General features: G+C 63.4%; 9 protein-coding genes and 1 riboswitch. Of the genes, 6 read left to right on the top strand and 3 right to left on the bottom strand.

Translation table 11 applies throughout. The features are described from left to right. Window position 1: 1 nt before the first annotated feature. From BC363_RS11670 to aspT, 3 genes are all read right to left on the bottom strand, one after another. Complete coding sequence (locus tag BC363_RS11670) at window positions 2-1,684, bottom strand: TrkA C-terminal domain-containing protein (RefSeq protein ID WP_161952453.1); 1,683 nt, start codon at window positions 1,682-1,684, stop codon at window positions 2-4. A 178-nt stretch (window positions 1,685-1,862) separates the two neighbouring features. After that, window positions 1,863-3,515 carry a bifunctional aspartate transaminase/aspartate 4-decarboxylase gene (locus BC363_RS11665; protein WP_065783419.1) on the bottom strand — a complete coding sequence of 551 codons (1,653 nt, stop codon included), beginning with the start codon at window positions 3,513-3,515 and terminating at the stop codon, window positions 1,863-1,865. Between the two features lie 54 nt (window positions 3,516-3,569). Next, window positions 3,570-5,279, bottom strand: coding sequence for an aspartate-alanine antiporter (aspT, locus tag BC363_RS11660; protein ID WP_202618562.1), 1,710 nt, complete (start codon window positions 5,277-5,279; stop codon window positions 3,570-3,572). A gap of 421 nt (window positions 5,280-5,700) precedes the next feature. Further along, window positions 5,701-5,917: riboswitch (cobalamin riboswitch) on the top strand. Window positions 5,918-6,024: 107 nt separating this feature from the next. Here aspT and BC363_RS11655 point away from each other — a divergent pair. From BC363_RS11655 to BC363_RS11630, 6 genes are all read left to right on the top strand, one after another. Further along, window positions 6,025-6,438 carry a DUF1636 domain-containing protein gene (locus tag BC363_RS11655; RefSeq protein ID WP_065783418.1) on the top strand — a complete coding sequence of 138 codons (414 nt, stop codon included), beginning with the start codon at window positions 6,025-6,027 and terminating at the stop codon, window positions 6,436-6,438. Window positions 6,439-6,460: 22 nt separating this feature from the next. Continuing rightward, window positions 6,461-7,270 (top strand): ABC transporter ATP-binding protein, encoded by an 810-nt coding sequence (locus BC363_RS11650; RefSeq protein WP_065783417.1) that lies wholly within the window; start codon window positions 6,461-6,463, stop codon window positions 7,268-7,270. After that, entirely contained in the window at window positions 7,267-8,220 is a 954-nt protein-coding gene (locus tag BC363_RS11645) for an ABC transporter substrate-binding protein (protein WP_065783416.1), read from the top strand. The genes BC363_RS11650 and BC363_RS11645 overlap by 4 nt, the downstream gene beginning before the upstream one ends. A gap of 75 nt (window positions 8,221-8,295) precedes the next feature. Next, window positions 8,296-9,300, top strand: coding sequence for an iron ABC transporter permease (locus tag BC363_RS11640; protein ID WP_065783415.1), 1,005 nt, complete (start codon window positions 8,296-8,298; stop codon window positions 9,298-9,300). Between the two features lie 179 nt (window positions 9,301-9,479). Continuing rightward, entirely contained in the window at window positions 9,480-10,040 is a 561-nt protein-coding gene (locus tag BC363_RS11635) for a DUF924 family protein (protein WP_065783414.1), read from the top strand. Window positions 10,041-10,176: 136 nt separating this feature from the next. Next, the gene (locus BC363_RS11630; RefSeq protein WP_083223500.1) at window positions 10,177-12,960 is read left to right on the top strand and encodes a mechanosensitive ion channel family protein; all 2,784 of its coding nucleotides are present in this window, start codon (window positions 10,177-10,179) and stop codon (window positions 12,958-12,960) included. Window positions 12,961-13,117: the final 157 nt, after the last annotated feature.

Below are 13,117 nucleotides of genomic sequence, written 5' to 3'. Positions count from 1 at the left end.
GTCACCCGCCGAGAATGGTGACGAGAACGGCACCCCAGAGCGCCAGCAGCACATTGCCGATCGCATAGCCGAGGCCGTAGCCGAGTGTCGGCACCTGGCTGCCGGCGCTCTCCTGTACGGCTGCCAGCGCCGGCGCCGATGTTCCGGCGCCGCAGCAGGTGCCGGCGAGCACGCCTTCGTTCATGCGGAAGACCCAGCGGCCGAGCGCGAGTGCGGCGACGTGCGAAATCACGCAGATCAGACAACTGGCGATGACCAGCGCCGGTCCGGACTGGATCAGGCCGGCGACGAAGCTCGGGCCCGCCGAGATGCCGACGCAGGCGATGAAGGCACAGAGCCCGACGCTGTCGAAGAACCAGAGGGTCGCCTCCGGCACGAAGCCGAAGGTGCGCCGGACCGAGCGCAGCCAGCCGGCGACGAGGCCGGCGACGAGGACGCCGACAGCGACGCCGAGGCCGATCTCCAATGCGCCGAGTTTCAGGGCGGGAATGCCGATGATGCCGCCGAGAAAGATGAAGACCCCGACAAAGACCATGTCCGTCGCCGTCGTCTCGCGGTCGGCATAACCGAGCAACGCGGCCGCATCCTCGACATGGCGCCTGGCGCCGGCGATCGACATCACGTCGCCGCGGCGCACGGTCAGCCCGGGAAAGATCGGGATCGGCTGGCCGGCGCGCAGGATTCCGCGCAGGAAGACCGAACGCGCTTCCGGCCGTTCGTTGAGCTGCCACAGGCGTTTTCCGGCAATTTCCTTGTTGGTCACCACCACGTCGAGGATCTCGACCGGGATGTCGAGAAGCTCGCGATCATCGAGCTCGGTGCCGATCCGGCTCGCATATTCGACGAGGAAGCCGCGAAGACCGGCGACCGCGATGACGTCTCCCGCCTGCAAGCGCTCCTTGGCTGAAGGGGTGATGATCTCGTTGCCCCTGCGGATCTGTTCGATATAGGCTTTCTGCCGTTCCGGAACTTTGGCTTCCGCTTCCTGGACCGTGAGGCCGACGAGAGTGTCGGCAATCTGGAAAGCGCGCGCCTCGATGTCGCGGCGGGCGGTGTTGTTGGTATCGTGCGGGGTGATGTTGAGCTCGGCTTCGAGCTCGGCGCAGGCCTCCTTGAGGCTGCGGCCGAACATCCGAGGCGCCAGTTGCGACTGGACGAGGATCGCGCTCACGACGCCGACGAGATAGGCGACCGCAAACGCGGTTGCCACCGCGGATTCGAATTGGCTGGCGGCTTCGGGTGTCGGCCCCGTCTTGCGGAAGGTGTCGATTGCGACGCCGACGGTCGCCGATTCCGTCGCTCCGCCCGCAAGTACGCCGGCTGCCGTTCCGAGATCGAAACCAAGGAAAATCGAAAGAACGATCGCGGTCACGAGCGCGACGACACACAGCGTGACGGTGACGGCGATCTGCGGCAAGGCGTCGGCGTTCAGGCTCTGGAAGAACTGCGGGCCGGTGCGGTAGCCGATGGCGAAGAGGAAGAGCAGGAAGAAAGCCTGCTTCACGTCGTTCGACAGCACGGCGTCGGTCTGGCCGATCAGAACGCCGGCAAGCAGGCAGCCTGTGACGGCCCCGACCGTCACGCCCGCGATCGTGATCTTGCCGATCGCGTAGCCGATGCCGAGTGCGAGGAACAAGGCAAGCTCCGGATGCATTCGCAGGCTATTGAAGATGGTGTCGAGCACGCGACGATCCTTCCCGTTCCACCTGCCGAAGACGGGTGCCTTCAGCCGGACGGTGCGCTGGTCACTGGGTTGGCAGGGACTTTCGTGCCTGCCGGAATCCGGGGATGCTTCTGGGCGCCAGGCCTGGTCAAACAGGCGAGGGGCGGCCGACCGCAGAGTGGCCGGCCGCCTCGTTGCGCTAGCTGATCTTGAGACCCTTTGCCGCCTGGTACGTCTGCACATAGCCGCGCGCCACGGAGCGCACGGCACGGCCGATCTGCGAATAGGCCTCGTCGTTGAGGTTGGCGAAGGAGACGCGGGCCGACCAGTTCGGCGCATCGAAGCCCGAGCCGTTCAAGAGAACGATGCCGTGATCCTCGGCGAGCCGGAAGGGGATGTCGAGTGGGTGGATATTGTCCTTGACCCAGTCGACGACATCCTGGCCCACATATTTTCGTAGCCAGAACTCGAAATCGATGATGCCGTAATAGTGGTCGAAATAGATGCCGGGATTGGACTCCACGCCCATGCCGTTGACGAGGTTCCAGAACCGCTTCTCGCAGATGGCGATGCAGGCCTTCTGATAGAGCTTCTCCACGTCCATCAGCTCGACAAGGCTGAAGAGCGACATCATGACCTGCTGGGGAAGCGACAGACCGGCGGTGTGGTTGAGGGCCACGTCGCGGCTGTCGGCGACGATGCGGTCGATGAACTTGACCTCGCGCGGCTTCGGCGTCATCGCCTTGTAGCGCTTTTCCAGCAACTGCTGGATCGGTTCCGGATGCGCCTTGATCTTCTCCTCGAAAATGTTGTCCTCAGCAACCGCAATCACGCCAAGGCGCCAGCCGGTGCAGCCGAAATACTTCGAATAGGAATAGACGCCGATCGTGTTGCGCGGGAGATGACCGAGCAAGGACTGGAAGCCGGGAACGAACGTGCCGTAGACGTCGTCGGTGAGAACGATCAGATCGGGACGCTTCGTGTTGACGAGATCGACGAGGCGCTTGATCGAATCGGGATCGAGCGCGACGGCGGACGGGTTGCCGGGATTGACCAGGAACAGCGCCTTGACTTCGGGGTTTTCGAGTGCCTTGACATCTTCGTCGGTGAGTTGGAACCGGTCTTCCTGCTCGGCGCTCACATTGATGGTCTTGAGGGTATAATCCTCAAGCTGCGGCATCTCGAGATAGGGCGTGAAGATGGGCGTGCCGAGCGCGATCGTGTCGCCGGCGTTCAGGATGCGCGCGTTCTTCAAGGCCTTGAAGATGTAGCACATGGCCGCGGTGCCGCCCTCGACCGGATAGAGGTCGAACTTCACGGCCGGCCGGTGACCGGCGCACATCGCCCACATGAGATACTCATGCGTGATGATTTCGTTGTGATGCAGCGCCCGGTCCGGAACGGGATAGTTGTCGCCGATGATCGAGTCGGTCAGTTCGTGCACGAAGGCGTCCGGTTCAAATCTGAACGTCTTGATGGCAAAGGCGACCACGTCGGACAGGGTCTTTGCGGCGGGAACACCCTCGTCCTCCTCGTCCGTATCGGCGACGGTCTGAAGCTGCTTCTTGATCCACTTCTGGAACCGCGCATGGGCACCGTCCTGCGGCGGCATGCCTGCCACGCCCGCCTTGGGGTCGTAATAGGCCCGTTTCGCCTCGGTCAGCGCGAACTGGCCGAGCAGGAAGAAGGCTTCGCGCGCCCGCGTCGCCGTCCAGTTCGGATTGCCGCGGCCGGCGTTCAGGAATGCCTTGGTGGATTTTTGAGCGCTCACCTTGGCGAGCTTGATCAGTTCGTCCTTGATCTCGAACGGGCTGAGATCGGAGATACTGTCGTAGAATTTTCTGTCCAACATGAACCACACTCCCAATAAAGGATGTTCCCTGTTTCTCGGAACGATGCTCTTAGTTTACGGCCCGCCGGAGGGTGCCAGCAGGATGACGATGACGAGACCGAAAATGGTCAAAAGTGTATTGCCGATGGCATAGGGCATGCCGTATCCCAGCGCCGGAACCTTGCTCTTGGCCGCTTCCTGAATCATGCCCAGTGCCGCCGTTGTCGTGCGCACTCCGGCGCAGGCGCCAAACAGGATCGCGGGATGAAAGCGGAAGACGTAGTGGCCGATTAGGACCGAAGCGATCATCGGCACGGACGTCGACACGATGCCCCACAGGAGCAGGGAAATGCCGACCTCCTGCAGTCCCGCGACAAAGCCCGGGCCGGCGCCGATGCCCACGACGGCAATGAAGATGTTCAAGCCCAGAGTGTTCAACAGCCAGAGCGCCGGAGACGGGATTCGGCCGAAGGCAGGGTAGGTGGTGCGAAGCCATCCGAGCACAAGGCCGGCGAGAAGCGCGCCGCCCGAGGTGGACATGCCGATCGGTATGCCGCCGATCGTCAGCGTCAGGGCGCCGATCATGGCGCCGATGAAAAGCCCCCAGCCGAGGAAGGCAATGTCGGTCGTTTCGACCGGGCGATCGGCAAAGCCGAGTGCCTTGATCGCGGCTTCGACGTGTCTCCTGGCGCCGCCGAGGGTGACGATATCGCCGCGTTCGACGGTCGTGCCGGGCAGGACCGGGATCTCGACCAGCGAGCGCATGATCTTGCGGGCATAGACGCCGCGCGCCCAATCTTCGGTGCTGACGTCGGCGAGCGTCCTGCCGGCGAGCGCCTTGCTGGTCACGTAGACGTCCACGACCTCGGCTTCGGCGTTCAGCAGTTCCTTGTCCTCGACCTCAAGCAGCTTGGTATCCAGGTTCTCGACGAGCAGGGCGCGTCTGCCGGAAAAGGCGACAACGTCGCCGGGCTGCAGCACGGTGTTGCCGTCCGCTTCGATGATCTGGCCGCCGCGCCGCAACCGTTCGACGAAGACGCGGATGCCGGGAAGCAGGTTCTTGACCGGCGTTCCGGTGAGCCCGCTCGCCTCGTCGACGCGATAGGCCCTGAGGCTGAAATCGTGGTAGGCGCGCGTGATCCCGGGTTCGCCGCTCTCGGATCCGCCGCCGAGCTTCGCCTCATATTCCTTGCAGGCGGCAGGAAGATCGATGCCGAGAAGCTTGGGGCCGAGCTGCGCCAGGATGATCGCCGAGCCGATGGTGCCCCAGATATAGGTCACCGCATAGGCAATCGGGATCTGATCGGTGTAGGTCTTGGCTTGTTCGGCGCTTAAGCCCATCGCGTTGATCTGATCGCTGGCAACGCCGATGGCCGCCGAAATCGTCTGAGAGCCTGCATACATGCCGGCGCCATAGCCGAGCGGCAGCCCGGCGATGAGCGCGCACAGATACGGGACGATCAGGCACAGCACCAATACCGATAGGGCGAAGAGGATCTGCTTGGGGCCGTCCGTGCTCAGGCCGCGAACGAATTGGGGGCCGACGCCGTAGCCGACGGCAAACAGGAACAGAAGGAACAGCGTCGACTTCAGGTCGCCGGAAACCTGGATCCCCAATTGCCCGATGACGACACCCGCCAGAAGCGTGGCGGTGACATTTCCAAGGTTGAACCCGGCGACCTTGATCGGACCGATCAGGAAACCAATGCCGAGGGCAAGAAAGACGGCCACGGGAGGATAGTTTCGAAGCGTCTCAACGAAAAAATCTATTGGGTTCACCGTCATCCCTTTCAGAAAGCTTGGTTACCACTACTCGCATCCGGGATTTACACGGACAGGTTGGATACTGCGTCGCGCGAGAACTGCTGTCGTCGACGAGCGAAATGGAGACAATGCCGGCGTGGATTGCCTTACTGAAGGACGCAATCACTTATTTTGAAAGCACATCACTGATTGTGCTTGTCTTCAAGTACGTAACAGTAACGGATGACGTTACGGGCTGTCGCTTGCGGTCATTGGAAACCGGCCGCAGGCTTCCGTGGTTCTTCGGTGCACTATGATGGGCTCCTAAAGGTCGGTGCTCGGCAAGCTCATTTTCGGCTTGCGTTATGTTATGATATTACATAACTAAATGCACATGAAGATATGCCGCATGTTGATATGCCTTGGCCGATCCGTTCCGGCGGTTGTCACCTCCGCCGAAGTGTGCGACGAAGGCTTTGATGGTGCTGCGACCGCGACAATGCGGAAGCGGCTGAAAAGGGAACACGGAACGGACGACCCGAATGGGGCCGAAACCGTGGCTGCCCCCGCAACTGTGAGCGGAAAGCGCATTCACACCATGTCACTGGCGATCAGCCGGGAAGACGTGGATGCGCGGCGACCCGCGAGCCAGGAGACCTGCCATCGAACCGATCAACCACAACGGACGGGGTGTTCCGATGGAAAAGAACTGGTTTTTGCGCGACGGCCATCCGTCATCAGACCGCTTTGCCACATTCTCTCCGGACCAATCCGGCGGAGAAGAGATATGGCCAATCCGGCATCCCGACAGCACAAGATAACGGTCTGCACCGATTGCCGTTTCACCGGCGGCCCCTGCCGGCCGGGCGCGGATCTGATCCAGCGGCTGAACCGCAGCATTGCGGCGCTCGGCGAGCCGCTCGACCAGGATTTTTCCATCGCTGGAACGGTCTGCATGGCCGCCTGCACAAGGCCTTGCACCATCGCCTTCCAGGCAACGGGAAAGGCGACCTACCTTTTCGGCGATATCGCGCCCGAGGAGGATATCGACGATCTCGTTTCCTTCGCCACGACCTATGCCGGGCGAGGCGACGGCATGACGCGGGCGGCCGAGCGGCCGCGCGGGCTCAACGGCAAGACGCTGGCGCGCATTCCGGCAGCGCTGCTGGTCTCCGAAGACATCGGCGGGCATTTCCAATGATGGCGCGGAGAGGGATGAACCGATGAGCTGCGCCGCGACAGGGGCCGGCCTTCGGGTCCGCGCCTTGGATTGGGGCCCGCGCCCGGAGCTGCGGCTGGTCCGCGAGGTCGACTTTGCCATTGCGCCCGGCAGCCGCCTTGCCATCCTCGGCCCGAACGGTGCCGGCAAGACGTCGCTGCTGCGCTGCCTCTATCGCTCGGCCCAGCCGATAGCGGGCACGATCGAGGTCGATGGCGTCGACATCTGGGCGATGACGGCGCGCGAGGCGGCCAAGATCATTGCCGTCGTGCTGCAGGAGATGCCGAGCGATTTTCCCTTCAGCGTGCGCGACGTGGTGATGATGGGGCGCATTCCCCGGCGTGAAGGCATGAGCGGTTGGACAGCGAAGGATCGCGAGACGGTGGCACATGCGCTCGAGCATCTCGATCTCACCCACCTTGCCGGACGGCAATTCTCCACGCTTTCGGGCGGCGAGAAGCAGCGGGTGCTGATCGCCCGGGCGCTCGCCCAGCAGCCGCGCATCATCATCCTGGACGAGCCGACCAACCATCTCGACATCCGCCACCAGCTCGAAATTCTCGACCTGTTGCAGACGCTGCAGCTGACGATCGTCACCACGCTGCACGACATCAACCTGGCCGCCGAATTTGCCACCGACGTGGCGATCCTGACGGAGGGCCGCATGACGGCCTTCGGCCCGCCCGAAGACGTGCTCAACCCGCAGGCGCTTTCCGCCGCCTTCGGCGTTACTGCCACTGCCCACAGCAACGCCGTTACCAGCGGCGCGCGCTTTTCCTTTTCACTCGCTCGACAGGGATCGATGTCATCATGAAGACCTTATTCGCCAGCTCCGCCCTTCTGCTCCTGACGCTTGCCGCGACGCCGGCGCTTGCCTTTCCCGTCACCGTCAAGAGCTGCAACCGCGAGGTGACCTTCGATGCCGCCCCCAAGCGGGCCGTCTCCAACGACGTCAATCTCACCGAAATGATGCTGGCCCTGAAGCTGCAGGATCGCATGGTCGGCTATACCGGCGTTTCCGGCTGGAAGACGCTGGACGAAAAGCTGCGCGAAGGCGTCAAGGCCCTGCCGGAGCTTTCGGAGAAATACCCGACCAAGGAGGTGCTGCTCAATGCCGACGCCGATTTCTACTTTGCCGGCTGGAACTACGGCATGAAGGTCGGCGGCGAGGTGACGCCGGAAACGCTCGAACCCTTCAAGATCAACGTCTATGAGCTGACCGAATCCTGCATCCACGTCATGGCCAAGGGCAAGCCGACGATGGACGACATGTTCGTCGATCTCCTCAATCTCGGCCGCATCTTCGGTGTCGAGGATCGGGCCCAGGCGCTTGTCGACGGCTATCGCGCCGATCTCGACAGGATCGTCACCGGCATTGGTGTCATCGAGCGTCCGACGCGCGTCTTCGTCTATGATTCCGGTGAGGAGAAGCCGTTTACATCGGGCCGTTTCGGCATCCCGACGGCGATGATCGAGGCGGCTGGCGGCGTCAACGTCATGGACGACGTGGAGAAAAGCTGGACCGAGATTTCCTGGGAGCCGGTGATCGACAAGAACCCCGAGGTGGTGGTGATCGTCAACTATGGCGAGGTGACCGCCGAGCAGAAGATCGCCTTCATGAAGAGCAATCCCGCCTTTAGGAACATCGATGCCGTCAAGAACGACCGCTTCGTCGTGCTCGACTATGTCGAGGCGACGCCGGGGCCGCGCAACATCGACGCCATTGCGCGGCTTGCCGAGGCCTTTCACGGGCAGGCGATGTAAGCTGAGCGACCAGCCGGACGCGCGCCGACCGGCGCGCTTCTCCTATTCTCATCGAAAACTCACCATGGACGGACTGTGAAGATCACCACCGCCTTTCTCGCGGCGCTGCTGTTGTTGTGCCTGACGATCACTGCCGCAGTCTCATTGGGGTCGGCGCCGATCCCGGTCTCGACCGTCTGGTCGATCATCGCTTCAAAACTTTCGCCCGGCAGCGTTGACGTCGTCTGGTCGGCCGGCCGCGAAAGCATCGTCTGGGACGTGCGTCTGCCGCGGGTCGTGCTTGCCGGGCTTGTCGGGGCGGGGCTGGCACTGACCGGCGCCGTGCTGCAGGCGGTCACCCGCAATCCGCTTGCCGACCCGCACCTGCTCGGTGTTTCCTCCGGCGGCGCGCTCGGCGCGATCATCGCGCTCCTGCACACCGGCCTCATCCTCGGCCCTGCCACGGTGCCGCTGTTTGCCTTTGCCGGCGCGCTGGTCGCGACCGCGCTTGTGGCGCTCGTCACGCGCGTTCTCGGCACCAATGCAGACAGGCTGGTGCTTTCCGGCGTCGCCGTCGCCTTCACCTTGACGTCGATCGGCAACCTGATGATTTTCCTCGGGGACCCGAGGGCGGTGCACACGGTGATCTTCTGGATGCTCGGCGGGCTCGGCCTTGCGCAATGGCCGCACCTCATCTATCCCGCCGTCGTGCTGACGGCCTGCCTTAGCTATCTCGTGCTGAGGGCGCGCGAGATCAATGCGCTTGCCATGGGCGACGAGACGGCAACGACGCTCGGCATTCCCGTTCGCCGGTTTCGCCTTCTGCTCTTCGTCGTCACCGCGCTTCTGACCGGGGTCATGGTCGCGTTTTCCGGCGCGATCGGCTTTGTCGGCCTGATGGTGCCGCATTTCGTGCGGCTGTTTGCCGGCAGCGACAATGTCCGGGTCATTCCGCTTTCCGCCTTCGTCGGTGCGCTGGTGCTGATCTCGGCCGATCTCTTCGCCCGCGTCGTCATGGCGCCCGAGGACATGCCGATCGGCGTCGTGACCGGGCTTGTCGGCGGCATCGCCTTTATTGCCATTCTGAAGCGGCGCGCGTAAGCCATCGGCATGGACACGGTGCGATTGCCGCCTATCTCTACTGCATAATTCCTTAAATCGGATCCGATTTAGGGATAAAATTATGCAGCAAGTTTAAAGCGTTACAGCGTCCTTTGCGCGCCATGTTTGACGCGCGGCGCTGTAGAGCCGATCGACCCGCAGCGCGACATGAGGAGCGAATGACCTATCAAGCTGAGGCCTGTACCCCGGATGAAGTGCTGAAATTCTGGTTCGAGGAACTGTCGCTCGACCATTGGTTCAAGCCGACGCGCGAGCTCGATGAACATTGCTTCCAGCGCTTCCAGTCGTCGCACCTCGCGCTTGCGAGGGAGATCGGCGACGTCTGGCGGGCGACGCCGGAGAACCGGCTGGCCGCGATCGTGCTTCTCGATCAACTGCCGCGCAACATGTATCGCGCCACGCCGCTCGCCTTTGCGACCGACGGTCTGGCGTTGAGGGAGGCCAAGCTCGCCGTCGGCGCCGGCGCCGACATGGCGGTCCGGCCGGAGTGGCGGGCGTTCTTCTACATGCCCTTCGAGCATTCGGAGAACCTGACGGATCAGACCATGGCGCTGAAGCTCTTCACCGAGCTCGGCGATCCCATGTATATCGACTATGCGATCCGGCACCGCGAGGTGATCGAGAAATTCGGCCGCTTCCCGCATCGCAACGCCTTCATCGGGCGGACGTCGACGGCGGCGGAACTGGCCTACCTGGCGCAGCCGGGCGCGGGATTCTGACGGTTTGAGCGGCGGCGAAGGCATGATTTCCCATGCCTTTGCATCTTTCCGCCGTCTTTCGTATTCAAACCGCATTGTGACGATTGTCCGGGCGATTCCGTACCGGGCGAAGTTCGGGCTTTCGAGGGGTTTGAAATTGCATTTCGTGGGAAAGTTGCTCGCTGTTTCTGTCTGCCTGCTGTCGCTGGCCGGTGCCGGCGCCGTCGTGGCGCAAACCGCCCAGCCGGCGCAGACGACGACGCAACCTGCCCAGACGCCCGCTCAGGCCCCTGACCAGACCAGTAACCAGCCGGCACAGAACGGCGCTCAGCCTGCCCAGGGCGGCGCCCAGCCTGCCCAGAACGCGCAGCCGGCCGCCGATGGCAAGGCGCAGCCGGCACCGACTGTGCAGCAACCCGCCGGCGGCGCGGTCCAACCGGCGCAAAACGCCGCGACGCCTGCGCAACCGACCGACGCAGCCCTCGCTGCCGAGGCCGGCCAGAGCCAGACGGCAGAGCAACTGGCCGATGCCGGCAAGGAGCTGAAGCGGCTGAGGGACCTCGTTGCCAAGGCCAGTGACGACGATATCGCGCTTGCCGAACTCAAGGTTCGGGTCGATGCCGTCGCCAAGCAGATCATCTCCACCTCGATCGCCACGCGTCCGCGGCTCGACGAGATCAAGGCGCGGCTGACCGAACTTGGCGATCCGCCGGGCGAGGGGCAGCCGCCGGAAGCCGACATCGTCACGGCCGAACGCAAGCGGCTGCTGGCCGAACGCGGCGAGATCAATGCGCTGACCGGGGAGGCCGAGAGCCTGTCGGTCCAGGCGACGAAACTGTCAAACGGCATCACCGCCACCCGGCGTGCGTTGTTTTCCAACACGCTGCTGAAGAACACCGACGTTTCAGTCGAAATGTTCGATGAGGCGCTGTCGGCGACGGTCAATGAAACCAAGGTGCTGTCGCGCAGCACGATGAGCTGGCTGACCTTCGTCTGGAACTACAAGCGGATTCCCTTGCTGACCGCGATCTTCCTGTCGATCTGCGCGGCAATGGTTTTCCTGGTCGGCAGCAACAGGCTGTTTTCGCCCTATATCCATCACGACAAGTCCGACGAGGAGCCGAGTTATTTCCGGCGGCTGTCGGTCGCCTTCTGGTCGACGCTCATCCCGACGATTTCAACGGGTGCCTTCGCCGTTTCGAGTTTCTTCTTCCTGCACAGTTTCAACGTGTTGCGTTCCGATATCACGCCGATCATCGCGATTGCGCTTGCCGTCATCGTGGCCGGGTTCTTCGTCACCACGCTCGCCAATGCGGTGCTGTCGCCGCGGGAATCGCGGTGGCGGCTGGTGCGCGTGTCGGACCGCGGCGCCAAGGTGCTGTTGATCACCATCTTCGCCATGGCGCTGGTCAACGGCCTGGACTACATGTTCGGCGGCGTCAGCGAGGCGCTCGGCTCGCCCGTCGTTCTGACCGTGGTGAAGAGCTTCATCGCCTCCGTCGTCATCGGCCTGATCATCATTGCTTCGGCCTGGATCAAGCCGACGCTGAAGCGCGACGAGCCCTTCGACGCGCCGGGACGTCCCTGGCCACGCGTCGTCTCCATCGGGCTGATGCTGACCGGCGCGTCGCTGATCATCGCGGCCGCTTCCGGCTATGTCGGCCTATCCCGCTTCATCGCCACGCAGATCATCATCACCGGCGCCATCCTGGTGATGATGTATATCGGCTTCCTCACCGGCAAGGCGGTCTCGCGCCAGGGAGCGTTTGCCGAAACCGCAGCCGGGCGCTATCTCGAGCGCCGCTACAAGCTGGAACAGGTCGGGCTCGACCAGGTGGGTCTGGCCGCCGGGCTCAGCATCTACGCACTGGTGATCCTGTTCTTCATCCCGCTGATCCTGCTGCAGTGGGGCTTCCAGGTCGCCGACATCGAATCCTGGACCTATCGCGCCGTCACCGAGATCAAGATCGGCACCATCACCATCTCGCTCATGGGCATCATGGCGGGCGTCCTGTTCTTCGCGCTCGGCTACGTCGTCACCCGTTGGGTGCAGCGCTGGATCGACGGCAACGTCATGGCGCGCAGCCGGGTGGATGCCGGCGTCAGGAACTCGATCCGCACGGGCATCGGTTATATCGGCGTCGGGCTTGCGGGCCTGATCGGCCTTTCGGCGGCCGGTATCGACCTTTCCAATCTCGCGCTCGTCGCCGGTGCCCTCTCGCTCGGCGTCGGTTTCGGCCTGCAGAACATCGTCTCCAACTTCGTCTCGGGCCTGATCCTTTTGGTCGAGCGCCCGTTCAAGGTCGGCGACTGGATCGTCAGCGGCACGACGGAAGGCTTCGTCAAGCGTATCTCGGTGCGCGCCACCGAGATCGAGACCTTCCAGCACCAGTCGATCATGATGCCGAACTCGCTGCTGATCAACGCGTCGGTCGGGAACTGGACCCACCGCAACAAGCTCGGCCGCTCGGAAATTGCGGTGACCGTCACCTATGCCAGCGACCCACGGCGGATCATGGATCTGCTGGCCGAGATCGCCGGCGCCCATCCGATGGTGCTGAAGAACCCGTCCCCAACCGTCGGCTTTACCGCATTTGGCGATGAACGCATGACCTTCGAGCTCAGGATCTACGTGGCCGACGTCTTGACCGGCGGCGGCGTGCGCAACGACCTTCGTGTCGCCATCTACGAGCGCTTCCGCGACGAGGGCATCGGCGCGCCGTTCCCGCTCAAGATCGAGGACGTGCCGATCGAGGACCAGACCGGCATCGAGAGCCACGAACCGGAGACGGTCGGCGAGCCCAAGGGCGCAACGTCGGCCGAGGCGAGGGCTGCCGCCTCGAAGAAGGAAGCCGCTTCCGCCGCGCCGCTTGACGAGGAAGGTGAAGAGGAAGGCGGCAAGCGCCGCGCTTCCAGCCGCCGCTCAAACCCCAACCGCTGATAAACGGAGCGTTCAGCCGCTATTCAGCCTGCCCGCGATAAAAAGCATGCAATTCTTCTTTTGACGGTCTAGGCTGTCACGGGCTGAAGAGGTGGCCGGAGCCACCGTCGCAATCCGACGGGGTGGCCGGCTGGACAAAAGGGCGGCGCCGCGGGCG

Source organism: Ensifer sp. LC384, assembly GCF_001695865.1.
Lineage (GTDB): Bacteria > Pseudomonadota > Alphaproteobacteria > Rhizobiales > Rhizobiaceae > Ensifer.
This window is presented reverse-complemented; position numbering and strand designations above follow the sequence as displayed.